The 23,016-nt window shown below is 53.0% G+C and carries 23 protein-coding genes; 18 read left to right on the top strand and 5 right to left on the bottom strand.

Features of this window, described 5'->3' with window-relative positions; translation table 11 throughout:
- The first annotated feature begins 532 nt into the window (after positions 1-532).
- The 3 genes from JOD24_RS09700 (at position 533) to JOD24_RS09690 (ending at position 3,481) form a co-directional block, all read left to right on the top strand.
- Positions 533-2,035: a carboxypeptidase M32 gene (locus tag JOD24_RS09700; protein ID WP_429246818.1), complete on the top strand. Its 1,503-nt coding sequence runs from the start codon at positions 533-535 to the stop codon at positions 2,033-2,035.
- A 131-nt stretch (positions 2,036-2,166) separates the two neighbouring features.
- Complete coding sequence (locus tag JOD24_RS09695) at positions 2,167-2,916, top strand: alpha/beta hydrolase (protein WP_380162858.1); 750 nt, start codon at positions 2,167-2,169, stop codon at positions 2,914-2,916.
- 115 nt (positions 2,917-3,031) lie between these two features.
- The gene (locus JOD24_RS09690; protein ID WP_380162859.1) at positions 3,032-3,481 is read left to right on the top strand and encodes an SACOL1771 family peroxiredoxin; all 450 of its coding nucleotides are present in this window, start codon (positions 3,032-3,034) and stop codon (positions 3,479-3,481) included.
- A gap of 76 nt (positions 3,482-3,557) precedes the next feature.
- On the opposite strand, the gene JOD24_RS09685 is transcribed toward JOD24_RS09690, so the two are convergent.
- Both JOD24_RS09685 and JOD24_RS09680 read right to left on the bottom strand, forming a co-directional pair.
- The gene (locus JOD24_RS09685) at positions 3,558-3,761 is read right to left on the bottom strand and encodes a YhzD family protein (RefSeq protein ID WP_380162860.1); all 204 of its coding nucleotides are present in this window, start codon (positions 3,759-3,761) and stop codon (positions 3,558-3,560) included.
- A gap of 223 nt (positions 3,762-3,984) precedes the next feature.
- Positions 3,985-4,746, bottom strand: coding sequence for a mechanosensitive ion channel family protein (locus tag JOD24_RS09680; protein WP_429246817.1), 762 nt, complete (start codon positions 4,744-4,746; stop codon positions 3,985-3,987).
- A 187-nt stretch (positions 4,747-4,933) separates the two neighbouring features.
- Between JOD24_RS09680 and JOD24_RS09675 the strand changes: the two genes are divergently transcribed.
- Positions 4,934-6,241 carry an NCS2 family permease gene (locus JOD24_RS09675; protein ID WP_380162862.1) on the top strand — a complete coding sequence of 436 codons (1,308 nt, stop codon included), beginning with the start codon at positions 4,934-4,936 and terminating at the stop codon, positions 6,239-6,241.
- A 77-nt stretch (positions 6,242-6,318) separates the two neighbouring features.
- On the opposite strand, the gene JOD24_RS09670 is transcribed toward JOD24_RS09675, so the two are convergent.
- Positions 6,319-6,564 (bottom strand): hypothetical protein, encoded by a 246-nt coding sequence (locus tag JOD24_RS09670; RefSeq protein ID WP_380162863.1) that lies wholly within the window; start codon positions 6,562-6,564, stop codon positions 6,319-6,321.
- A gap of 120 nt (positions 6,565-6,684) precedes the next feature.
- On the opposite strand from JOD24_RS09670, the gene JOD24_RS09665 reads away from it, so the two are divergent.
- Complete coding sequence (locus tag JOD24_RS09665) at positions 6,685-7,860, top strand: MFS transporter (RefSeq protein WP_380162864.1); 1,176 nt, start codon at positions 6,685-6,687, stop codon at positions 7,858-7,860.
- A 97-nt stretch (positions 7,861-7,957) separates the two neighbouring features.
- Here JOD24_RS09665 and JOD24_RS09660 read toward each other — a convergent pair whose 3' ends face one another.
- Complete coding sequence (locus JOD24_RS09660; RefSeq protein ID WP_380162865.1) at positions 7,958-8,740, bottom strand: 2OG-Fe dioxygenase family protein; 783 nt, start codon at positions 8,738-8,740, stop codon at positions 7,958-7,960.
- A 435-nt stretch (positions 8,741-9,175) separates the two neighbouring features.
- Here JOD24_RS09660 and JOD24_RS09655 point away from each other — a divergent pair, with 435 nt between their 5' ends.
- From JOD24_RS09655 to rbsB, 11 genes are all read left to right on the top strand, one after another.
- The gene (locus tag JOD24_RS09655; protein WP_429246816.1) at positions 9,176-9,472 is read left to right on the top strand and encodes a 4'-phosphopantetheinyl transferase family protein; all 297 of its coding nucleotides are present in this window, start codon (positions 9,176-9,178) and stop codon (positions 9,470-9,472) included.
- An 11-nt stretch (positions 9,473-9,483) separates the two neighbouring features.
- Positions 9,484-9,891, top strand: coding sequence for a 4'-phosphopantetheinyl transferase family protein (locus tag JOD24_RS09650; protein ID WP_429246815.1), 408 nt, complete (start codon positions 9,484-9,486; stop codon positions 9,889-9,891).
- 378 nt (positions 9,892-10,269) lie between these two features.
- Positions 10,270-12,084: a ribosomal protection-like ABC-F family protein gene (gene abc-f, locus JOD24_RS09645; RefSeq protein ID WP_429246814.1), complete on the top strand. Its 1,815-nt coding sequence runs from the start codon at positions 10,270-10,272 to the stop codon at positions 12,082-12,084.
- A gap of 253 nt (positions 12,085-12,337) precedes the next feature.
- Positions 12,338-13,402, top strand: coding sequence for an NAD(P)H-dependent flavin oxidoreductase (locus JOD24_RS09640; RefSeq protein WP_429246813.1), 1,065 nt, complete (start codon positions 12,338-12,340; stop codon positions 13,400-13,402).
- 270 nt (positions 13,403-13,672) lie between these two features.
- Positions 13,673-15,043, top strand: coding sequence for an aldehyde dehydrogenase (locus tag JOD24_RS09635; protein WP_429246812.1), 1,371 nt, complete (start codon positions 13,673-13,675; stop codon positions 15,041-15,043).
- 461 nt (positions 15,044-15,504) lie between these two features.
- The gene (locus JOD24_RS09630; RefSeq protein WP_380162869.1) at positions 15,505-16,506 is read left to right on the top strand and encodes a LacI family DNA-binding transcriptional regulator; all 1,002 of its coding nucleotides are present in this window, start codon (positions 15,505-15,507) and stop codon (positions 16,504-16,506) included.
- Positions 16,503-17,441 (top strand): ribokinase, encoded by a 939-nt coding sequence (gene rbsK / locus JOD24_RS09625; protein ID WP_380162870.1) that lies wholly within the window; start codon positions 16,503-16,505, stop codon positions 17,439-17,441. Before JOD24_RS09630 ends, rbsK begins: the two co-directional genes overlap by 4 nt.
- Entirely contained in the window at positions 17,438-17,833 is a 396-nt protein-coding gene (rbsD, locus tag JOD24_RS09620; RefSeq protein WP_380162871.1) for a D-ribose pyranase, read from the top strand. The genes rbsK and rbsD overlap by 4 nt, the downstream gene beginning before the upstream one ends.
- 14 nt (positions 17,834-17,847) lie before the next feature.
- Positions 17,848-19,344 (top strand): sugar ABC transporter ATP-binding protein, encoded by a 1,497-nt coding sequence (locus tag JOD24_RS09615; RefSeq protein WP_429246811.1) that lies wholly within the window; start codon positions 17,848-17,850, stop codon positions 19,342-19,344.
- Complete coding sequence (locus JOD24_RS09610; protein WP_380162873.1) at positions 19,344-20,294, top strand: ABC transporter permease; 951 nt, start codon at positions 19,344-19,346, stop codon at positions 20,292-20,294. Before JOD24_RS09615 ends, JOD24_RS09610 begins: the two co-directional genes overlap by 1 nt.
- A 49-nt stretch (positions 20,295-20,343) precedes the next feature.
- A complete protein-coding gene (rbsB, locus tag JOD24_RS09605) occupies positions 20,344-21,267 on the top strand; it encodes a ribose ABC transporter substrate-binding protein RbsB (RefSeq protein ID WP_380162874.1) in 924 nt (307 codons plus the stop codon).
- A gap of 332 nt (positions 21,268-21,599) precedes the next feature.
- Here the strand turns inward: rbsB and JOD24_RS09600 are convergent, their stop codons facing one another.
- Positions 21,600-22,052 carry an Hsp20/alpha crystallin family protein gene (locus JOD24_RS09600; protein WP_380162875.1) on the bottom strand — a complete coding sequence of 151 codons (453 nt, stop codon included), beginning with the start codon at positions 22,050-22,052 and terminating at the stop codon, positions 21,600-21,602.
- A 419-nt stretch (positions 22,053-22,471) separates the two neighbouring features.
- On the opposite strand from JOD24_RS09600, the gene JOD24_RS09595 reads away from it, so the two are divergent.
- On the top strand, positions 22,472-22,807 hold the full coding sequence (locus JOD24_RS09595) for a hypothetical protein (protein ID WP_380162876.1): 336 nt from the start codon (positions 22,472-22,474) through the stop codon (positions 22,805-22,807).
- Positions 22,808-22,826: 19 nt separating this feature from the next.
- Positions 22,827-22,991, top strand: coding sequence for a hypothetical protein (locus JOD24_RS09590; protein ID WP_429246810.1), 165 nt, complete (start codon positions 22,827-22,829; stop codon positions 22,989-22,991).
- Positions 22,992-23,016 lie beyond the last annotated feature (25 nt).

The following is a 23,016-nucleotide window of genomic DNA, read 5'->3' as shown; positions in this document are numbered from 1 at the left end:
AATCGAGGAAGTGCCACAGGCACTACAATTGGAAATCGAGGAAGTGCCACAGGCACTACAATTGGAAATCGAGGAAGTGCCACAGGCACTACAATCTCAATGGACTGAAGCCCTAGAGCAGAGGTAATCATCCTACGAAGCGGAGAAGTCTTACGAGAGAACGCCTAGAAACATTACGAAATGTCGCCATACCCACACTGGACACCTGCCCTGCCTAGAGTCGGTTTGCACCTCGCTCCATATAGGGAGGGCGGGGTTTCACATGGAGCGATTTTGGATCGTCAGAACTTTGATGCTGGAATGTGAAACCCCATCCCGGCTGTCGATGAACGCAGATATCACAACGTTTCTAGAGGCAACAAGCTTCCTACGCATTTACAGGTACTGATGATCGATCTCCCCTCTATAAAAAACGTACTGATTTTGTGCGGGATTATAGAAACCCCGTTGATCCTTTACCCCCAGCAGGAGTAACATGGAAGTGTAAATACATATTTTTGTATCCTAGGAAAGGATACTGAGGAGGTTGGGGATGGAAAAGCAACTGAACGAATTGAAGGCGTTGTTAACTGAAGTGTATGATCTGGAGCATGCCAATGCACTTCTGAACTGGGATCAATCCACCTATATGCCCCAGGGGGGAGCCGCGGCGAGAGGGCGCCAGATGGCGACTTTGGGGAAACTGGCCCACGAAAAAATGACCGACCCGAAGATCGGACGTCTGGTGGATGCGCTGATTCCCTACGGAGAAAGTCTGCCCTATGATTCCGACGAAGCGGGTCTGATCCGGGCGGCACGTCAAAAGTATGAAAAGGCGACGAAGGTACCGGCTGACTTTATGGCGGAGTTTACCACTCACACGGCGGAGACCTTCCATGTGTGGACGCAAGCCCGTCCTGCAGATGATTTTTCAAAAGTTCAGCCTTATCTGGAGAAAACCTTGGAGTTGAGTCGCCAGATGGCGGACTATTTTCCAGGGTACGAGCATATCGCGGATCCCCTGATCAGTTTTTCCGACGAGGGGATGAAGGCCTCCACTCTGAAAAAGTTGTTCGCCGATCTGCGGGCGGAGCTGGTTCCCCTGGTGAAAAGGGTGACGGATCAAGCACCGGTCGATGATTCCTGTCTGAAACAGATCTATCCAGAAGAGACACAACGGCTTTTCGGTGAGCAGGTAATCCAACGCCTGGGCTACGATTTCAGTCGAGGCCGCCAAGATAAAACTCATCATCCCTTTATGACTAAGTTTTCTCTGGGGGATGTACGAATTACCACTCGTTTCAAAGAGAACGATCTCGGCGAAGCCCTGTTTAGCACCATTCATGAGTCAGGGCATGCCATGTACGAACAGGGCATCCGGATGGAGTATGAGGGAACTCCCTTGGCGACAGGCACCTCGTCTGGGGTCCATGAAAGCCAGTCCCGTCTTTGGGAAAACATCGTCGGCAGAAGTCGGGGCTTTTGGGAGTATTTCTATCCGGAATTGCAGCGTACCTTCCCGGAACAGTTGAGCCAGGTTTCCCTGGATACCTTCCATCGGGCCGTCAACAAAGTTCAGCCCTCCCTGATTCGGACAGATGCGGACGAACTTACCTACAATCTTCACGTCATGATCCGATTCGATTTGGAATTGGCGTTGCTGGAAGGGAAGCTGGAGGTAAAGGATTTGCCAGAGGCTTGGCGGGAGCGTTATCGTCAGGATCTGGGGATCGCTCCGGCAGATGATCGGGATGGAGTGCTGCAGGATGTACACTGGTATGCGGATACGATCGGGGGCGTCTTCCAGGGATACACTATCGGCAATATCTTGAGTGCCCAGTTTTATGAAGGGGCACTGAAGGCACATCCGGAGATTTCTGACCAGATTCGACAGGGGGAATTCGGCACCTTGCGGGGGTGGTTGACAGAAGAAATCTATCAGCATGGGGCCAAATTTACTGCAGATGAACTGACGGAGCGGGTCACCGGTTCCAAACTGTCGATCGATCCTTATATCCGTTATCTGAAAGGGAAATTCAGCGAGTTGTATGGGTAAGTACGCCGGTAAGAAGAGGGGCGCCCCGGAGGGCGTTCCTCCTTCTTTTTCTTCAAACGCTTTCACAGAAAGAAGGATTTACGGTTTTCATGGTGAAATGGATTGAAGAATGATAAGAGGGAGGTGGTCACATGGCGGGAACATATCCGGTGATGAAAGGGGCAGAGCCCTTCCACTTTCCCGGAAATGAGGTCGGGGTCCTGGTACAGCACGGTTTCACCGGAACTACCCAGAGCATGCGGGGGCTGGGGGAATATCTAGCGAAGTGCGGATTCACCGTTTACGGTCCTCAGCTCAAGGGACACGGCACCCACTATGAGGAGATGGAGGGGACAACCTATCAGGATTGGATCGAATCAGCGGATGCCGGCTACCGGATGCTGAAAGAGAAGTGTTCCCGGATTTTTGTTGTCGGCTTGTCTATGGGCGGGACGCTAGCTGTGGAGCTGGCCCATCGCCATCCGGAGACTCGGGGGATCGTATTGATCAACGCGGCGATGAAAATGGATTCACTGGAACGGACGGCGGTGGAGAATAAAGTCCGCTTCCTGGATGCTATCGGCTCCGATATCAAAGCAGAGGGAGTCAAAGAGCTTGCCTACGAAAAGACTCCGGTGAAATCGGTGAAAGAGATTGTGAAATTGATGGAAGTTGTCCGAAAGAAGGTCCCTTCTGTCACCTGTCCGGCCCTTATTTTGATGTCAAAGGAAGATCACGTTGTTCCTCCTTCCAATTCCCGGTTCCTCCTCGACAACCTCAACAGTGCTGAAAAAAGCCTGATCGAGCTGGAAAACTCGTATCACGTGGCCACGTTGGACCATGACAAAGAGTTGATCGAGCGGGAGGCGGAGGCATTTATCAAGCGATTGTCCCGCAACTGACCCAACCGTCGGCAGAATCCGACGGTTTTTTTATCACCTTTCTTTACGGTATTGTTTTTTGATTGTAACCTTAAATGAGAGATCAGGGGCATAGTCTTGAAAGGAGAGGGTGAACATGGCGGAACATGAATTTCGACTCACTGCGGATTGGAATGGAGGACGAAATGCAGACGGCAGGATTTCGGCGGGGAATCTGGAGACTCAGATCTCGATTCCTCAGGAGATGGGTGGCCCTGGAGTGGGAACCAACCCCGATGAGATGTTGATCGGCGCTGCAGCCACCTGTTATATCATTACCTTGGCGGCGATGTTGGAACGCCGTCGAATTCCAGTGAAGAAGCTGTCACTGGAGTCGATCGGGGTGGTGAGTGAAAACAAAGGACGTCTCAGATTTGAAAGCATCACCCATAAACCCCGTCTGACTCTCGGGGCGGCAGTCACAGAGGAACAGCTGGAAGAGGCCCGAGCTTTGACGGAAACAGCGGAGCAGACCTGCATGATCTCCAATGCGCTGCGAGGGAATGTGGCCTTGAGTGTCGCAGCCCAAGTAGATATGGAGGAGTGAGGTTATCAGCAAAAAACCGGAAGAAAGTTTCCGGTTTTTTTGCTGTCCATATAAACATTCCGTCTTCATAGCGGGATCAAGAAGTCGCCTTTTTGGTTTGGTGGCTTTGGAACTCCACCAAACGACCGGCGGAATGGACGATCCGGAAGGGATGGCCCTGGTGTTTCTTCTCTTGGAGAAGGGTGTGTCCCTTTTGTTTGGCCTCGTCGTCGGTTTGGGCAGTGATGGGTTCATCCACCAGTTTGTTTCCTTCTTGATCATAAACGGTCAGATGGTACATCAGAATCCCTCCCTCCGCTGATGGCTTGCCTTCATTATAGCATGGAGAAGACAGAAGAAATAAGCAAAAAAATGGACCGCCCACGGAGGGGGTACCGTGGAGGTCCGGAAACGCTGGATCATTAAAGGGGATCAAGGGGGTATCCGCTGAGTTTGATGTTATCGTATCGGTGTAAAGGAGAAGTTAATAGAAGGTGAAGTTTTGATGGATCTCGGCGGGAGAGTCAGGGGAGATTAATTCCGGCTTCGTCCAGCGTTTTTTTCAACTCTTTACGAAGCTCTCGTTCCACCTTCCACTGCTCCCCGTTCTTTGTTTTGGCGAGAATCCGGATGACGATGTCTGAGGTTCCCACGCTTTGAATCCCTAGTACATTGGGGCCTTCGATGATGTCGGACATGCGCTCCCCGATCCGGTCGCATTCTTCTTGCAGGAGCCGGATCACTTCATCCACATTTTCTTTATAGTCGACAGTGAGATCGACGAGAGCTTGCATATTGCCTCGGGAGTGGTTGGTCAGGGAGTTGATCTCCCGGTTGGGAATAAAGTGAAGATCCCCATTGAACCCCCGGACTTTCAGCACGCGCAGGCCGGTCTCCTCCACGACTCCGGAAAAGTTGTTGACCGTTACGTACTCTCCCACGTTGACTTGGTTCTCCAGCAGGACGAAGAAACCGGTCACCACATCGCTGACCAGGCCCTGGGCACCGAAACCGATGGCCAATCCCAGAATTCCGGCACTGGCAATGAGGCCGGTGGCATTTACATGAAACTCTTCCAAGACGGCGACTAGGGCGATGAAGAAAATGATGTATCCGATCAAACTGGTTACCAAGGTTCGCAAGGTATCCACTCGGGGTTGAGAGGAATTTCCGGCTGCCATCCGTCTTTCGATCAAACGGGTGATGACACTTTTTACCACGCCGTAAACCGCGATGGAGATCAGAATGATGATTCCAGCAGTGGCAAGAGATTTCAGCCATTCCATAAATCGAACACAGCTCCTTTTCGGTTGAGTCTGAATCCTGAGACATACCTGGTGGAGGTGACTGGTTAAACTAAGGGTATAAAAACAGAGTCAGAAGTGCAAAAAAGAGCTTGCACCTTACCTATTAACGAATTATTATTGTATACGTGGTTATAATGTTCGTTTTTTGGGGGTTAGGAGCTGTATGATGGACCGTTTGTTTGGTTTTCGGGAAAAAGGAACGAATATTCCACGGGAAGTGTTGGCGGGGTTAACCACCTTTCTGACGATGGTTTATATTGTGGTGGTAAATCCGGCGGTTCTCGAAAAATCCGGGATGGATTTTGGTGCGGTCTTTGTGGCGACCGTGGTGGCATCTGCGCTGAGCACCCTGATCATGGGCCTCTTCGCCAACTATCCGATCGCCATCGCTCCAGGGATGGGACTCAACGCTTATTTTGCCTACAGTGTAGTGGGCAACGGCCAGATCGGCTGGGAGGTGGCGATGGGAGCGGTGTTGGTGGCCGGGATTCTGTTTTTGATCCTGTCTGTCACGCGTTTTCGGGAAGCGTTGATCCAAGCGATTCCGCCCAGTCTCAAATTTGGGATCACGGCGGGGATCGGACTTTTTATCGCTTTCGTCGGGTTGAAATCGGCGGGTATCATCATCAATGATGAGGTGAACTTGGTCGGGTTGGGGGATTTCCATTCCCCGGAGACCCTGCTCAGTCTGTTTGGTCTGTTTGCCACTCTGGTGTTGATGACCCTGCGTGTCCCCGGAGCCCTCTTTCTCGGGATGCTATTGACCGCAGTAGGGGCTTGGATCGTGGGCTTGTTTCAGTTCCCGGAAAATTGGGTGACTTGGCCCCCCAGCGTGGCTCCCACCTTCGGTGCTGCCGTCACTGCTCTGCCTCAGGTGTTTGAACAGGGGCTCTATGCCGTGATTTTCGCTTTTCTCTTGGTGACGTTGTTTGATACCACCGGTACAATGATTGGAGTGGCAGAGCAGGCTGGATTGGTCAAGGAAGGAAAATTCCCCCGGATGAGGGCAGCCCTAATGGCGGATGCAGTTGGCGTGACTACCGGGGCGGTGATGGGTACCAGTCCCACCAGTGCCTATGTAGAATCCACTACCGGAGTGGCCGTCGGGGGACGGACCGGATTTACGGCAGTGGTGGTCAGTCTGCTGTTCCTGGGAACGCTCTTCTTTGAGCCCTTAGTGGCCAAGATTGCGGGATTGTCCGCGATTACGGCCCCGGTGTTGATCATTGTTGGCTGTTTGATGATGAGTGGTCTGTCCAAAGTTCAGTGGGATGAATTTGAGGAGGCCTTTCCCGCTTTCATCGTCATGTTGAGCATGCCCCTCACCTTCAGTATCGCCACTGGGATCGCTTTTGGTTTTATCACCTATCCTCTGTTGAAACTGGTGCGAGGAAAAGGAAAAGAGGTTCACCCCCTCTTGTATCTGTTCATGGTTTTGTTTATACTGCAATTAACATTCTTGCCTGAAGCCTGATCGGTAAGAGACAAAATCACGAATACAGAGCAACCCGGATGGGAAAAACCATCTGGGTTGCTCTCTTGTGTGTAGTTTTACGGATGAGATCCTTCTCGCCTGCGGGAGCGTTTCAAGATCCACAAGAGCAGAAGCATGACCAAGATGCCGATAGCAAGGCAGATCCCCTCCCGGGTCCAAGGGGGGAGGGGGAAGGGGAGGCGGATGTGATCTTCATATAAGATCCAGAGGAATTCCAAAATCAGGGCGGCCTCCAGTCCGATGATTCCGCTTAACCATTTGTTTGCCGAGGATATTTTTTTGCGGCTGGAATCATTTTTCATCCCGATCCTCCTTGGGGTCCATCGTTACGTATCATTTACTCTTTCGGGATGGGGCGGGAATCTTCCTTTTTGAATCGGAAATTCGTTTTTTATCACCATGGGATGACAGGGGACGGTAGGATGAGTGAACACACGCATGCAAAGGGATTTCGATTATTGTTGGCGGTTATTTTTGTTTCAGGATTCTCACAGGGGTTGTTGTTGCCCTTGCTAGCCACCCTACTGGAAGGGCGCGGGGTGAGTGCGGGTTTGAATGGTCTGAATGCCGCCGCCTTATATATCGGGATATTAGTGGTTTCTCCCCTTTGTGGTCCGTTGGTTCGTCAGTGGGGATATCGTCGGATGATCCGGACCGGGATGGCGGCGGTTGCCCTGTGTATCTTCCTGTTTCCTCTCTTTACAGGCTATTTCAGTTGGATGTTCCTCCGCTTTCTGATCGGTATCGGGGATGGGATCCTGGGTTATGCCAGCCAACTATGGATCACCTCTGAGAGCCCCCGACATCTGCGGGGGCGTCGCCTTGCCTATTTTGGTCTTGTGCACGGGCTAGGTTTTGGTGCTGGTCCCTTGGGACTCAACCTGTTACCCTTAGGCGTGTGGGTTCCCTTTGTGACGGCGGGGATTCTGCTCACCTTGCTCTGGATGCTGGCGTCCCAGTTGCAGGATGTGCGGCCACAGATTGCAGCTACTACAGGTACGGGCAGGCTACGCCGGGTCTATCGCTGGGGCTTTGTCGCCTTGATCCCAGGTTTTCTGTATGGTTTCCTGGAAGCCTCCCTCTCTGGCAGCTTTCCGGTCTATGGGTTGCGGGAAGGTCTGTCTCCAGCCTGGGTCTCTCTATTGATCACCGCCTTCGTTTACGGATCCCTGGTTTTACAGGTGCCCTTGGGAGTCTGGAGCGACCGCTGGGGTCGTAAGCGGGTCCTCACCTGGATCTACTTTTTCGGTGGGCTGGGGATAGCGGCGATCCCCTTTGCGATGGGAGAACAGTGGTTGTTGCTAGGCTTGTTCGCTGTCGCCGGGGGTCTGCTCGGTTCCCTCTATTCTCTTGGCTTGACGTTCCTGGCGGATCTTTTGCCCAAGGAGAATCTTCCTGATGGCAATGCGGTGGCCAATGTCCACTTTGCCCTGGGTTGTATGATGGGTCCTTATGCCGGGGGCTGGCTGATCCAATTTGCCGGTGGAGGTAGCCTCTTCTGGCTCATCGCTTTCACCCTGCTCCTCTCCTCCCTGGTCACCGCCCTGTTTGGGAATAGAGGACAGACCGAGGTTTCCCAGCAGGGAGAGGTGGCATGAAAAAGGGTTCATAAAAAACCCGGCGGATGCATTCACACAGAATGCATCCGCCGGGTTTTCCTTTGATAGAGGGATCTCCCTGTATCCTTGGGTAGGGTCACGGAATTGAGATCACCGTGGGGACATAATCGATCAAGATAGCCGAACGAAGGGCGACTTTGTCTTCTGCACCTAACCGGACTCCACTGACATAATGGCTGACCATCCGGTCGCAAACCCCATAGCTTTCCAGTGGGTGGTTCAGTTCGAACTCCTCGTGAATTTGGTGCGGTTGGACTTCCTCTCGCTTTTTCCCTGCACACTCAGGGGTGGCGATCAAGTTGGTCCCTCCCAGGACGTTGGTCCGTTCCACCAAGTGACAGAAAGTAAAGGGTTCCCCGTCCTGATGGACATGATCAGGGGAAGCCACAGATTCAGCCTGGGCGTCACGGACGAGCATTTTGACAAAATGAACTCCCACATGGATCGGCATCGTCAACGTGCGCTGATCCCAAAAGGTTTGTTCATAGTCGTACTGGATGATCCGAGAAAGTAAGGGGATCTGTTTGGTTGCTTCCGAGAGAGGTGAAAAGGCTCGGTATTCCTCTGCGTACTCGGAGTTATAAGCTCCCTGGAAGTACTCGCACCGTTGCTGTCCATCTGGTGTTTGGTAATTAGGCAACCAGTGGAATTCGTTGTTCCACGGAAGGATGATCCCTCGGGAGTAACGTCTGTAACGGTGCGAGTTGGGGTTATACGGATCCAAGGGCAACTCCGCAAACTCCTGCGCCAATTGCTTCAATTGTTTTTGTGACTCGGGGTGACCCAGGTCAGATGAAAAGTCAAAACGAATGTAACCTGTCTTTTGAAAGGTTTCAGTTTGAGATTTTACGGTTTTCATTCTAAGATACCTCCGGGAATGATTAGGGGGAGTTCTGGTAAAGAGATGGTGACGGATCCATCCCTGTTTGATTTTCGTTTGCGAGTCAGCGCAAGATCTATGTAGGGATCCAGTTCGGAACCGGGTTTAGAAAATAAAAATCCCTTGTGTATAATGGATTGGGAAGTGGTCCAACTTTAAACCCAAATACAGAAGAAAATATATCACTCTTTTCGATCCCCTGCAATGAATGGAGAGTTCTCCCTATATGGGTATGCGCACAGGGCTCCGGAATGACTTGGGTGCGCGCCGACATGCGAAACACAGCAGAACCCTCCCTGAACGGTTCACAACACTTCTAGGCACTCTTTGCCAGGAGCAAGGGGTTTCATCCGCTGGCCCTCTGCTGGACTGAAAATTAAGATTCAATTGATCTGAAGGGGGGAGGTAACGTCGATGAGCCATCTGGAAACGTATTGGGTGAGCATTCCTGGGGGGGTCTCTTCGGATCTTCTCAGCAGATTTCGCTCATTTCTTGATCCGGAGGAACAACAAACCTATGACCGGTACCGCCTCGATTTTAAAAAAATCGAGTTTCTCACAGGAAGAGTCTTATTGAAAAAACTGCTGGGTGTTCGGCTGCAACTTCCACCTGAAGAGATTCGCCTGGTTCGGAATGATTACGGCAAGCTGTTTTTAAAAACAGACCAAACGCCAGCACTCTTTTTTAATCTCACCCATACGATCGTCTGATCGCCTGTGTCTTGTCCTCTCGAGATGGAGTCGGGATCGATATGGAACGGATCCGAAAAGCCCCTTTTGAAGTGATGGATCAGGTGTTTCAGCCCTCAGAGATGGCCTGGGTGCAATCTCAGCCCACTTTGGCGAGGAAAGAGCAGGCCTTCTTTCTCCTTTGGACACGAAAGGAAGCGGTGATGAAAGCGGAGGGCCTCGGTTTTTCACTACCGCCTAAGACCTTTACAGTGCCCCGAAATTGGGGGGAAACCACAGATCACCGGTACCAGTATTTTATTACCCGGATGTCTCTGCCTGAGTCGGATGCACTTTGTTCCGTAGTCTTGAGGACTCCCTCCTCTATAGATTCACAGGAGATGCGTTGTTCTTTTCAACAATGGACGATGGAGGAATTGTACGGGTGGGTCCAGGAATGATGCTGGCGTAATTCTCTGAGGGAGAGCGGCTTGCAAATGCCTTGAAAGGATGTATACTGGAAGTATTCCAAGAACCGGAGGTATCCAAAAAACCGCGATGCGTTTCGACCGTTAAGACCGTAACCAATCGGATACGGCGCCATTTTCTGCTCTGGAGCAGAGCGGTCGGGACAAGTCTGCCCTTTTTGGGAGACTCCGGTTCACATCAGTGGTCGGATCTAGAGCCCAGCGGTTTTTCCTATGGAAAACCGCTGAGGTTTCTTTGGTTCCTGTTTTAAATCGTTGGATGGAATCAAGACCCTCTGCTATCCGAGGCGGAACCGGGACGGCGCCTGTGCTGTTCATGGTCATAGCCTATACGGAAAGCGGGGGGTTTTTATGTGGGTGTTGAAGGCGGAAGGCTTGATGAAAGAGTGGGATGGGAAGAGAATCTTTGAAAAGGTGGATCTCGCGATCCGGGAAGGAGAGCGGGTGGCTCTGATCGGTGCCAACGGCGTCGGTAAAACGACTTTGTTGGATTGTCTGATCGGTAGAATCACTCCCGATGCGGGGAAAATTCATCGCCATGTGCCGGTTTCCCAGTGGGGATGGGTGGAGCAACAGCCGTCGGTCCCGGAGAGGATGAGTCTGCAGGATTGGATTCTCTCCGCCGACTCCAAACGATTTGCGCTGCGGCAGGAGTTGACTCGCCTGGAGGAGGAGATGGCTTCAGGAGACGACGTTCTTTTTCAGCGTTACAGCGATGTGCAGGGGGAGTACCAATCTCTGGGTGGGTATGAGTGGGAGACGATGGCGGAAGGGGTGTTACATCGACTGGGCTTTCCCCTGGAGCGGCAACAGCTTCCCTACGAACAGCTGAGCGGAGGACAGAAGACCCGGGCTCGGCTGGCACGGGCGATGACGGAGAACCCCTCTTTCCTCCTGCTGGATGAACCGACCAACCATCTGGATGAGGAAACCCAGGCTTGGTTTACTGAGTGGTTGGCCGGATTTCGAGGAGCCTGTCTCATCGTCTCTCACGATCGGGCTTGGATCGATCAGGTGGCTGACACCACCGTGGAACTGACCGCAGGAGGAACCCGATCTGTCAAAGGAGGCTACTCGGACTTCATCCGGGAACGGGAGCGGGAACAAAGGGAGCAGGAGGCCCTTTACCGCAAGCAACAGCAGGAAAAGAAACGGCTGGAGGAGGCGATCCGCCGCTACAGCGATTGGTTCCAGCAGGCTCATGCCGCCGCTGGGGAGCGCAACCCCTTTTACAAGAAAAAAGCGAATAAGAACCAGACCCGGCTGAAGGCCAAGGAGCAGGCCTTGAAGCGTCTGGAGGAACAGCAGGTGGAGCGGCCCCGGAAGGATCCTCGAATCCAGGCAAACCTCGGCGGTGAGGCTTTGGCGGCTCACCGGTTAGTGCGGTTGGAGGAGGTCAGTTTTTCCTATGGGGAGCATCAGGTGCTACAAAAGGTGAATCTGACCCTTTCTAGAGGGGAGCGACTGGCGGTGATGGGTCCCAATGGCTGTGGGAAGAGCACCCTGTTGAAACTGATCACTGGTGAGCTAACGCCTACAGAGGGGCTGGTGCATCGGCATCCGGCACTACGGATCGGTTATTTCGCCCAGGAATTGGAGGATCTGGAGCTAGAGAAGACTGTATTGGACAGCATGCTCTCCCTTCCCGGCATGACGGCGGGGGAGGCGCGGAAGGTGTTGGCATCCTTCTTATTCCGGCGGGAGGATGTGCACAAACGAATCGGTGATCTCAGTATGGGGGAGCGGTGTCGGGTGGCTTTTGTCCATCTCTATTTCTCCGAGGCGAATCTCTTGGTACTGGATGAACCGACCAACCACCTGGATATCCCCACCCGGGAGCGGATCGAGGAAGCTCTCAACCACTATCCCGGCACCCTGGTGCTGGTCTCCCATGATCGGTATTCTTTGGACCGAGTTTCCAACCGGGTGGCGGTATTAAAAGAAGGAACCATGAAGGTTTGGCCAGGGGGGTCCCAGGCCTATCGAGAGCACCTCCGGGAACGAGCAGAACGCCCGACGGACCTGGAGACGGATCACAAAATCCGCACTTTGGAACTGGAACTGAGCCGCCTGATGGCCGCAGAGGAGCCCGAGACTGAGGTGGATCGGGAGAGTCTGCATCAGCAGATCCGGCAGGTAAAAGAGGCCTTGGATGCTCTGCGCTGAGAAGGAAATCCCCCCCCGCTTCGACAGAGAAAGCGGGGGGGTTTGTTGTTTGGAGGCTGTGTATTTACGGAAAATGGGTGTTGCATCGGGTGACTTTGATCATATGGGATTGAACCGTGATAAAATACGAGTGTGTGAAGTGAAACTGCCTTTGCTAAGGAAGGGCTTCGACCCGTTTCCGTAAAGAAGCGGGTTTAGCCCTTGGCTTATCCGGCAGAATTAGAAAAAGAGGAAGCCAAAGGGGGAGCTACGCATGTGGAAAGAAAACCAATTAACCCAGATGTTAGGGATCCGTTATCCTGTGATTCAGGCAGGGATGGCAGGTGGGGCTGCCATGCCGGAGTTAGTAGCGGCGGTCTCTAATGCGGGGGGATTAGGTACGCTGGGTGCAGGCTATTTGTCACCGGAGGAGATTCGAAAAGCGGTCCGGGAAATCCGAAGCCGCACCGATCACCCCTTTGCTGTCAACCTGCTGGTCACTCAGGAGCCTTCTCCCTCTGCTGAGGAGTTGAAACAGGGGAGAGAACTATTGGCACCAATCTATCGGGAGATGGGGCTGGAACCGCAGGTGCCCACTCGGTATGCTCCCTCCTTCGCAGAGCAGATAGAGATCCTGATCGAGGAGAAGATCCCGGTCTTCAGCTTTACCTTTGCCATTCCGGAACAAAAGTGGCTCCATCGGCTGAAGGCGGAGGGCACGATCTTGATCGGAACAGCCACCACAGTACGGGAGGGGGAACTCCTGGAAGCGGCAGGGGTGGATTTGGTGACAGCCCAAGGAGCGGAGGCTGGCGGACACCGGGGTACTTTTGCCGGGACCTATGAACAGGGCATGGTTGGTACCCTGGCGCTGGTTCCTCAGTTGGTCGATCGGATCGGGTTGCCAGTGATTGCCGCTGGTGGAATCATGGATGGTCGCGGATTGGCGGCGTCTTTGGCCTTGGGAGCTGCAGGCGTGCAGATGGGGACGGCTTTTCTCACTTGTTCGGAAAGCGGGGCGCATGAAGTGCATCAGGCGCAAATCTTGGAAGGGAGTGAGGATGGCACCGTGGTGACGCGGGCCTTTTCAGGGAAACCCGCCCGGGGAATTCGTAACCGCTTGATCGACGAGCTGGCGGGAGGGGAAGCGAAGATCCCCCCGTACCCAGTGCAAAACGCTCTGACGAGAGAAATTCGCCAAGCCGCCGCCCGCCAAAAGGATCCGGAACGGATGAGCCTCTGGGCCGGTCAGGGACTGCGTCTCTCCCGTAAGCAGGGAGCCGGGAAGTTGGTCCACCAGGTGGTGACCGAGGCGGAAGCCATTCTAAAAGCATTGTGAAAAAGCGGTCATACTCACAGGACACAAGTCGTGCCTAGGGTTATACAGGGAGGGTTGGGTTTCTCATGGAGTGATTTTGGATCCGTAGAATAACGAAAACGGCATGTGAAACCCTATGCCGATCCTCTGCAAAAATGGGTAATCACCATGCTTCTAGGGAAATTCGCGGTATGGTATGCAATAGGAGAGTGGTGGTTTGTGTGAAAAGGGGGTACCCTGTCTCAAACTATGGTAGAGTGAAGAAAATGAATCTTTGGAGGAGGCCGACAGATGATGGATGCAACCTCCCTGCTTCAGAACCAGAGAGCCTTTTTCCGTAGCAGAAAAACACAGGAGACCGATTTTCGCTTAGAAAGCCTGAAAAAACTGCGCAGGGCGATTCAATCCCGGGAAGGGGAGATCATGGCGGCGCTGAAACAGGATCTTAACAAATCGGAACAGGAAGCCTTTATCTCTGAAATCGGGTATATGGTTCAGGAAATCAGCTTCGTCACTAAAAACACCAAGTTCTGGGCTCGGCCACAAAAAGTGAAAACCGCCCTCACTCATATGGGTTCCTCCAGCTATATCTACCCGGAACCCTATGGTGTCTCCCTGATCATCGCGCCCTGGAACTATCCTTTTATGTTGGCACTCTCTCCTTTGGTCGGGGCGGTCGCCGCAGGCAACTGTGTGGTTCTCAAACCATCGGAGTTGACTCCCCATGTTTCCGCTCTGTTGGCAGATCTGATCGCGGACACCTTTGATCCCGGTCATGTGACCGTGGTGGAGGGCGGTGTCGAGACCAGTACCGAATTGTTGAAGCAACCCTTTGACAAAATCTTTTTTACCGGGAGCCCCGGAGTGGGTCGAGTCGTGATGGAGGCGGCCGCCCAACACCTGACCCCGGTGACCTTGGAGTTGGGCGGCAAGAGCCCGGCGATTGTGGATCAGGATGCCGATCTTTCCCTGGCGGCCAAGCGGATTGCCTGGGGCAAGTGGTTAAATGCAGGCCAAACCTGTGTCGCTCCAGATTATCTCTGGGTTCATGAAAAGAGAAAAGAAGAGCTGATCCAGCAGCTGGGGAAGGCGATCCGGCAGTTTTACGGGGAGACTCCCCTGCAAAATCCCGATTACACCCGAATAGTGAATGAGAAGCACTTTAACCGCCTCAACGCCTATCTTCAAGAAGACACCACCCTCCTCGGCGGGGAGACGGATCCGGAACAGCTGAAAATCGCTCCCACCTTGCTAGAGGGCGTCACATGGGGACAATCGGTGATGGAGGATGAAATTTTCGGCCCGATCCTGCCCATCCTGACTTTCCGGGATCTCTCCCAAGTGGTGGAACAGGTGACGGCGCAGCCCAAACCGCTGGCTCTCTATTATTTTTCCAACAACCGAGGAAAACAGGAGAAGATTCTGCGCTCCATCTCCTTCGGTGGCGGATGTATCAATGACACCATCATGCACTTGGCCACTCCCCATCTCCCCTTCGGTGGTGTGGGCAACAGCGGGCTCGGAAACTATCATGGCAAACACAGCTTTGACTGTTTCTCTCACCAGAAGAGCGTCCTCAAACAGACGCAAAAGTTTGACCTGCCCTTCCGCTATCCCTCCAGTAAAAACGGATTGAAATTACTCCGCAGGATTATGAAATGAGCTCCTCCTGTAAGAGACAGGAAATCGAATCGACCTCTGTTTAAACTTTAAAATACCGGGTTCCTCAGCTGTGATAAAAGGTGGTTATTCAGTGGAGCGATGTCCAGTATGTCATGGTAGAGTAGGATTCAATGAGGATGTTGACGCTATGTTTTGTCCTGTGTGTGATGAATGGTTGGAAGAAGCTTGTTCAGATCCGATGTGTCACTTTTGTAAAGATCGGCCGGAGAAACCCTCTCAAGTTTGACGCAGAAGCACCATGGAAAACCCGTGGTGCTTTTCTATTAAAACCGTAATTGCATGCTCCGCAGGACTTCACATTGGGTTCAAATTTCTATCTATTGGAGCTTGACACGCTATTTGCAGAAGGTATAATCTGTGTGTAACCGGTTACAGAATGACTGGCCTTCTCTTTTTTTCTTTTTGTGTGTAACCGGTTACACAGGGAGTGAATTCAGCGTATGACAACGATCCGAGATGTGGCCAGAGAGGCCGGGGTTTCCGTAGCGACGGTGTCCCGGGTTTTGAACAAAAAAGGGTATGTGAACCTGGAGACGGAGGCTCGGGTGCGGGAGGTGATCCGGGAGTTAGACTACCGCCCGAACTCCGTGGCCCGCAGTTTGACCAGCCGGAAAACAGGAACGATTGCCATGATCCTGCCGGATATTATGAACCCTTTTTTTTCGGAATTGGCACGGGCGGTGGAAGATACGGCTCGATCCCGGGAATTCACAGTTATTATCTGCAATTCCGATGATTTGGATGTCCGGGAGAAATCTTATATACAAGTGCTCCACCAAAAATATATCGACGGGATCATTTTCGCTTCCAGCACCCTGAGTGAAGAGGATCTGAAGTATATGGTCCGTCACCACATCCCCTTGGTGGTATTGGACCGGGCTCCAGGTCAAGGTGGTTGTTCCGTGATCCGTTCGAAAAATGCCGAGGGAGCGAAGCTGGCGGTTCAGCATCTGCTGGATGCGGGATGTCGCAAGATTGCCCATATCGCCGGCCCGCAGGAATTGATCACGGCTGAGGAACGGTTGAAAGGATACCGGGAGATGGTGGAAGGACGTGCGTGGTTTGAAGAATCCCTGATCGTGCCCGGTCACTTTTCTATTGCCGGGGGTAAGGGGGCCATTCAAGCCTTGCTGGAATTCCATCCCGATCTCGATGGAATTTTCGCTGGCAATGATCTGATGGCGGTGGGTGCGCTCAAAGCATTGCATCGAATGGGTGTGAAGGTGCCGGAAGAGATTTCCCTGTGCGGATTCGACGGGGTGGGCGCCGGGGAGTGGACCGAACCGGAGTTGACCACGGTGGCCCAGCCTATCTATGAGATCGGAGCGCGGGCGGCTCTGCACTTGATCGACCGGGTACAAGAGAAAACGGATCAGATGGTGGACCTGGAGCTGGATACTCATCTGATTCAGCGGGATTCGACGAGGAGGCGAAGGAATTGAAAGAGAGATCGGCTCGTGTGGCGGTGATCGGCAGTTTGAACATGGACGTGGTGGTTCAGACCCGGCGACTGCCGCAGATCGGAGAGACGGTGTTGGGAGAGGAAGTCCACTTTATTCCCGGCGGCAAGGGAGCCAACCAAGCTGTAGCCGCAGCCCGGCTGGGAGTCCGCACTCAGATGATCGGTTCCGTAGGAGGGGATCCCTTTGGCCAGTCTCTGTTGGAATCTTTGCAAAAGAGCGGAGTGGAAACGACGGCGGTGAAAACCGTTTCCATCACTCCTACCGGTGTGGCATCGATCCTGCTCTCTGGTGGGGACAACCGGATTATCGTGGTCCAGGGAGCCAACAACCACTGCCTCCCCAGTGATGTGGAGGCCAATCGAGAGCGAATCGCCAGCGTGGATGTGGTGCTGTTACAGTTGGAGATTCCACTGGAGACGGTGATCACGGCGGCCCGGATTGCCAAAGAACTGGGGAAAACGGTGGTGCTGAATCCCGCCCCCGCCCAGGAGTTGCCCCCAGAGCTGTATCAGCTGACAGATGTGATCACCCCCAACCGTACTGAGTTGGAGCTTCTCTCTGCGCATCCAGCGGGGGAAGAAAATTTAGAAGCAGCGATGCAGGTGCTGTTGGAACAGGGGGTGGGCTGTGTGGTGACCACACTGGGGGAGCAGGGGGCGGCCCTCCTGTCGGCAGAGGGGTTCCAGCAAGTGGGGGCCCATCCTGTGGACGTGGTGGATTCCACCGGGGCAGGGGATGCCTTTAACGCGGGGCTCGCCTGCGCTCTCGCTGAGGGAGAGGGCCTCACAGAAGCTGTCGACTTCGCAGGCCAGGTGGCCGCTTTGGCTGTCACCCGACTGGGAGCGCAGGACGGCATGCCGACGCGACAGGAAGTGGAAGTTTTTCATGGAAGGGAAAGGAAGGTCGACTATTGAAAAAGACGATGCTACTCAACAGTCACCTGTCCAGAGTGATCAGTGAACTGGGTCATACGGATCTCATTGTGATTGCGGATGCTGGCCTGCCGATCCCGGCGGAGACGGAGCGAATCGATCTGGCAGTACGTCCAGGCACTCCAGGCCTGTGGGAGACACTGGAGGCGGTATTGTCGGAAATGACGGTGGAAAAAGCGATTCTGGCCCAGGAGACGACAGAGGTAAGCCCCTCTCTCCATCAACAGTGGATAGAGGCACTTCCGGGAATCCCATGGGAGACGATCTCTCATGAAGAGCTGAAAGAGCTAACCCGGAAGGCAAAAGCGGTGATCCGCACCGGGGAATGCACGCCCTATGCCAATCTGGTCTTGCAGGCTGGTGTCCTGTTCTGAAAGAAGGTGAAATCATGGCCAAACCACTCTTAGAAATGACTCAAATTCAAAAATCTTTCTCCGGTGTCCAAGTGTTGATAAATGCAGGCTTCTCCCTGGAAAAAGGAGAAGTCCACGCCCTCATGGGGGAAAATGGAGCTGGCAAATCCACGCTGATGAAGATTCTCGGCGGGATCTACCCCAGAGAGGGAGGCCAGGTGGCCATCGCCGGTGAGGAACGGAACATCTCCACACCCCGGGAGGCGACGGAATTGGGTATCGCCATGATCCATCAGGAGCTCAACCTGGTGCCCCACCTCTCGGTGATGGAGAATCTCTTTCTTGGCCGGGAATTTGTCTGGGGGCGAACGGGCTGGATTCGCTGGCGTCGAATGGAAGCTGAGGCGAAAAAGTGGCTGGAACGCTTGGGAATGGATCTCCATCCTTCAGTAAAAACCGGAGATCTCTCCGTCGGTCAGCAACAAATGGTGGAGATCGCCAAGGCGCTTTCCCTGGAGGCCAAGATCCTGGTGCTGGATGAGCCGACAGCGGCACTGACCAACCGGGAGATCGAGTCCTTGTTTGATGTGATTCGTTCCCTGAAAAAACAGGGAGTGGGGATGATCTACACCTCCCACCGGATGGAGGAAATCTTTGAAATCTGTGACCGAATCACAGTGATGCGAGACGGGGAAACGGTGGGAACTCGGGTCAGCAGGGAGACGAACATGGATGAACTGGTCCAGATGATGGTGGGCCGGGAGATCCAGAACCGTTATCCTCGCCATCCTGTCCCCCCCGGAGAAGAACGGTTCTCTGTCGAGGGATTGACCCGTAAGGGAGAGGTGGAGGACATCTCTTTCTCCATCTGTCAAGGGGAGATCGTGGGACTGGCGGGGTTGATGGGAGCCGGTCGAACGGAAACGGCGGATCTTCTTTTCGGGGTCAGAAAAGCGGAGGGTGGAACCCTCCGGATCGATGGGCAAGAGGTTCGAATCCGACGTCCGGAAGATGCCATTCGACACGGCCTCGCCTATGTTACAGAAGATCGCAAGCAGGAGGGGTTGGTACTTCCCCTCTCTGTCAGGGAAAATCTGTCTCTGCCCAGCCTTTCTTCTCTCTCCTCCTGGGGCGTGATTCACGGGAAGCAAGAGGCTCGTCTGACTGCAGAGACCGTGGACACCCTGTCCGTCAAGGCTTCCGGTTCGGAACAGGAGGTTCGTACCTTAAGCGGAGGAAATCAGCAAAAAGTGGTGATCGGCAAGTGGTTGGCTACTTCTCCCCGGGTGCTAATTTTGGATGAACCCACCCGGGGTGTGGATATCGGGGCCAAGGAGGAAATCTACCGCTTGATCGACCGATTGGCCCAGGAAGGGTTGGCAATCCTGCTCATTTCCTCGGATCTGCCGGAAGTGTTGGGGATGAGCGATCGGGTGCTGGTGATGCACGAAGGGCGGATCACCGGCCGCTTTGCAAAAGGTGAGGCGACACAGGAGAAAGTGATGCGAGCCGCCTCGGGAGGTGAAGTGTGATGCAAACCCCGTTGAAAAGCTCCGCGATGCGAGTAGGTTGGGTGCAGAAAATCGGTCCCCTCTTAGGTCTAGGGGTGATCGTGGTCGTATTGTCGCTGATCAGCCAGGACTTTTTGACCATGACCAATATCTTCAATGTGCTCAGGCAGATCTCCATCAACGCCTTGCTGGCCTTTGGGATGACCTTTGTCATCCTAACCGGGGGAATTGATCTTTCCGTCGGTTCCATCCTGGCTCTGTCTGGAGCTTTTAGTGCAGGGATGTTGGCCTCCGGGATGGATCCTTTTCTGGCGATCCTGACCGGGTTAGTGGCAGGCACGCTGATGGGAACGATCAACGGAGTATTGGTGACCCGAGGGCGAGTGGCTCCTTTTATCGCCACTCTGGCGACGATGACTATTTTCCGTGGGCTAACCCTGGTGTATACCGAAGGGCGTCCCATCGCTTATGAGAATGAACTCTTTTCCATGCTGGGCAAGGGATATTTCCTGGAGATTCCGATCCCGGTGATCTGGATGCTGATTTCCTTCTTTATCCTTTACTTTGTCCTAAAAAATACCACCTTCGGCCGTCATGTCTATGCTATCGGGGGCAATGAGGAAGCGACGATGCTCTCGGGTGTCCGGACCCACCGGGTGAAGGTATGGGTGTATGCGATCAGTGGTCTGTTCGCTTCCTTGGCGGGTATTATCTTGACTGCCCGTCTCAACTCCGCCCAGCCGACAGCTGGGGCGAGTTATGAACTGGATGCCATCGCCGCTGTGGTCATCGGCGGGACGAGCCTGTCTGGAGGCCGGGGCTGGATCGTTGGTACATTGATCGGTGCCATGATCATCGGAGTGCTGGACAACGGACTCAACCTGCTCAACGTCTCCTCCTTCTACCAACAAGTGGTGAAGGGTGGAGTGATCCTGCTGGCGGTGCTACTGGATCGATCCAAGAAATCCTGAACCCGATCCATGGGACTTTTGTATAAAAATTTTTGAGGAGGGACCCGAAGTGAAAAAGACCTGGACTCTGTTGTTGGCTGTGGTGCTGGTTGTCGGTATCCTGGCTGGTTGTTCCAGCGAATCGAGCCTAGAAAAAGAGGAGAAGGAAGCCGCCGGTGACAAGGTGAAGATCGGTCTGTCCGTCTCCACCCTCAACAACCCCTTCTTCGTCTCTTTGAAGGAAGGGGCGGAGAAATCCGCCAAAAAAGCGGGTGCTGAGTTGATTGTGGCGGATGCCCAGGACGATAACGCCAAACAGCTGAACGATGTAGAAGATCTGATCCAGAAAAATGTGGACATCCTGTTGATCAACCCGACAGACAGCAAAGCTGTCTCCACCGCTGTTGAATCCGCCAATGATGCGAAGATCCCCGTCATCACCGTCGACCGGGAATCCGAAGGGGGCGAGGTTGTCGCTCATGTCGCCTCGGATAACGTAGCCGGCGGAAAGACAGCTGGGGAGTTCATTCTGGAACAGCTGAAAAACAAAGGCAACATCGTTGAATTGGAAGGGATTCCGGGAACCTCCGCCGCCCGTGACCGGGGCAAGGGTTTCCACCAGGCGGTAGATGATGAGAAGGATGTGAAAGTGGTCGCCTCCCAACCGGCCAACTTCAACCGGGACAAAGGGCTGACGGTGATGGAGAATATCCTTCAGAGCCATCCGGAGATCGATGCCGTCTTCGCCCATAATGACGAAATGGCTTTAGGTGCCCAGCAAGCGATCCGGGCTGCCAAAAAAGAGATCGTGGTGGTCGGATTTGACGCCACGGATGATGCGGTCAAATCAGTCAAAAAAGGGGATCTTGGAGCCACTATCGCCCAGAAACCAGAAGAAATCGGGAAGACCGGAATCGAAGTAGCCATCCAAGCCGCCAAAGGAGAAAAAGTGGACAAGTTCCACCCTGTGGAGCTGGAATTGATCCAGAAGTGAACATTGGAAAAGAGAGAAGCGCCGGTGGTGAGCCGCTGCTTCTCTCTTTTCTTTATCGTCTTCCTGTCAATTCAGGAAACCGATCGAGTCGTCGTCGAAAAATCTGTGTGGTTGGTTGCGGCAAGTGATCGGGAGGGAAGTAGGAGACATCCGGTTCGTACCTCCCCTGGTTTTTGAATGATCAATTTCACTTAACGCTCAAAAGGACTCCAAATAGGAGTTTGCCTTCGGGCTTGTCTCGAGGGGGGAAAAAGGAAGTTTGCAAGAATGGTGGTTCGTGTGAACGGGATTCCGCTGACTGTGTCTGTTGCGGTCCGGATCGGAACTTCTGTTTATAAAAATTGTATCGTAATTTCCCGATCGGGTTCATTTAATTCTTTCGGAATCCTGATTTCCAGGATATCATCTTTGAAGATTGCCTTGCTGCCGTTGTAGCGGCCGGGAGAAGGGAGTGAAACTACTTCTTCTTTCTCAGTCAGTCCGGATAAGCGCACCTGGCCGGTATTAAAGAATACTTTCAGGTTTCTTGTGTTTGCGTGTTCGGGAATTTTTGCCCGTACAATGATGTAATGGTGGGTGTCGATAACATCCGGACGCAAGCGGATCGGGATGGAATGGTTTTGAATAGTATCATCAGGTAGAACTTGAGATAACACCCCTTTTACATAATCCTCTATCCATGATGAGTCTTGGTTCGGGATACCCTTTTGAGATGGATCAAAATGTTTTCTGAAATCGTTCCAGTTGGGACCAAACGGGTTAAATTGGTCTTGAGGACCGGTCATTTCCATTACCCCCATTCAGTCTGTTCAGTATCTTGAAATAATCCTGCCTGAAGCCCAATAAAATAGGGGAGACATGGTATTTAAAAATCGGAGGGATTAACATTGGCCCGCATTTTTTTTGACAGTCTCAAAATAACCGAAATATCAAATGCTTCGGGTGTGTTTACGGGTCATAACGTACAGTACGGATGGCGACATGAAAGTAAACAAAATGAAGGATTCGGCACGTTTTCGGGGAATGGGAATCTCACCTGCAAGGGTATCCATATTCTTATCGATTCAGATCTCATCGATCAATGGGTGAAAAAACAACATGATGAGGGTCATTGAGATGACTTTATTTTATGCGGGGAACCATCTTTGTGTGAGGGCCGACGATCCACATGTTTAGACGCCGCAGGGCAAAAACAGCCGAAATCATGAGCAAAGAGATGCAGGAGCGACTGGATCGAGTGGAACAGAAACTTGATAAATTAGCCCATAAAAACTTTGAGTACACGGTGAACATAGAGCATCTTCATGCTCACCAGCCTGTATTGGAACGGCTCACTTTTCGCCTGGATCAGCTTGATGTTCAAACGGTGAGCGGGGCCCTGAACCTGGGAAACAACTTTGGTGTCCGTGTCGTTCAGGATGAGAAAAAACAGACCGAGTTCAAGAACCGTGCAGAGGATAATCACACAACCGGGGATTCATTCCATATGGATCAGACAGCTGACGGATACTGTTTCAAATTTAAACGATCATCACCATGAATCGGGAGGGAAAAACCCCATGTCGACCTTATTATCACCGACATTTTATATCGGTCACATCCGTATCGGAAGTGTGGAAGGGGCTTCCTGTGTCAATTTGGGGAATAACTGGCCCACGGATTTTGACAACTACAAAAAACATACACAAGGTTTCGGTGAGGTGGGGGGGATCACAACCGGTTAACGGAAGCACAGTCAGCTGTTACGGA

Source organism: Kroppenstedtia sanguinis (assembly GCF_050433445.1).
GTDB classification, from domain to species: Bacteria; Bacillota; Bacilli; order Thermoactinomycetales; family DSM-45169; genus Kroppenstedtia; species Kroppenstedtia sanguinis.
The sequence above is the reverse complement of the archived record's forward strand: the minus strand, read 5'-3'. Positions and strand labels throughout refer to the sequence as shown.

Excerpts from the sequence above, each read along its gene's own strand:
- JOD24_RS09655 (WP_429246816.1), top strand. The coding sequence starts at position 9,176 with ATGAGCCATCTGGAAACGTATTGGGTGAGCATTCCTGGGGGGGTCTCT.
- JOD24_RS09685 (WP_380162860.1), bottom strand. The coding sequence starts at position 3,761 with ATGTACCATCTGACCGTTTATGATCAAGAAGGAAACAAACTGGTGGAT.
- JOD24_RS09640 (WP_429246813.1), top strand. The coding sequence starts at position 12,338 with ATGTGGAAAGAAAACCAATTAACCCAGATGTTAGGGATCCGTTATCCT.
- JOD24_RS09590 (WP_429246810.1), top strand. The coding sequence starts at position 22,827 with ATGTCGACCTTATTATCACCGACATTTTATATCGGTCACATCCGTATC.
- JOD24_RS09680 (WP_429246817.1), bottom strand. The coding sequence starts at position 4,746 with ATGGAATGGCTGAAATCTCTTGCCACTGCTGGAATCATCATTCTGATC.
- JOD24_RS09665 (WP_380162864.1), top strand. The coding sequence starts at position 6,685 with ATGAGTGAACACACGCATGCAAAGGGATTTCGATTATTGTTGGCGGTT.
- JOD24_RS09690 (WP_380162859.1), top strand. The coding sequence starts at position 3,032 with ATGGCGGAACATGAATTTCGACTCACTGCGGATTGGAATGGAGGACGA.
- JOD24_RS09670 (WP_380162863.1), bottom strand. The coding sequence starts at position 6,564 with ATGAAAAATGATTCCAGCCGCAAAAAAATATCCTCGGCAAACAAATGG.
- abc-f (WP_429246814.1), top strand. The coding sequence starts at position 10,270 with ATGTGGGTGTTGAAGGCGGAAGGCTTGATGAAAGAGTGGGATGGGAAG.
- JOD24_RS09610 (WP_380162873.1), top strand. The coding sequence starts at position 19,344 with ATGCAAACCCCGTTGAAAAGCTCCGCGATGCGAGTAGGTTGGGTGCAG.
- JOD24_RS09660 (WP_380162865.1), bottom strand. The coding sequence starts at position 8,740 with ATGAAAACCGTAAAATCTCAAACTGAAACCTTTCAAAAGACAGGTTAC.
- JOD24_RS09635 (WP_429246812.1), top strand. The coding sequence starts at position 13,673 with ATGATGGATGCAACCTCCCTGCTTCAGAACCAGAGAGCCTTTTTCCGT.
- JOD24_RS09600 (WP_380162875.1), bottom strand. The coding sequence starts at position 22,052 with ATGACCGGTCCTCAAGACCAATTTAACCCGTTTGGTCCCAACTGGAAC.
- JOD24_RS09595 (WP_380162876.1), top strand. The coding sequence starts at position 22,472 with ATGAGCAAAGAGATGCAGGAGCGACTGGATCGAGTGGAACAGAAACTT.
- JOD24_RS09630 (WP_380162869.1), top strand. The coding sequence starts at position 15,505 with ATGACAACGATCCGAGATGTGGCCAGAGAGGCCGGGGTTTCCGTAGCG.
- JOD24_RS09675 (WP_380162862.1), top strand. The coding sequence starts at position 4,934 with ATGGACCGTTTGTTTGGTTTTCGGGAAAAAGGAACGAATATTCCACGG.
- JOD24_RS09615 (WP_429246811.1), top strand. The coding sequence starts at position 17,848 with ATGGCCAAACCACTCTTAGAAATGACTCAAATTCAAAAATCTTTCTCC.
- JOD24_RS09700 (WP_429246818.1), top strand. The coding sequence starts at position 533 with ATGGAAAAGCAACTGAACGAATTGAAGGCGTTGTTAACTGAAGTGTAT.
- JOD24_RS09695 (WP_380162858.1), top strand. The coding sequence starts at position 2,167 with ATGGCGGGAACATATCCGGTGATGAAAGGGGCAGAGCCCTTCCACTTT.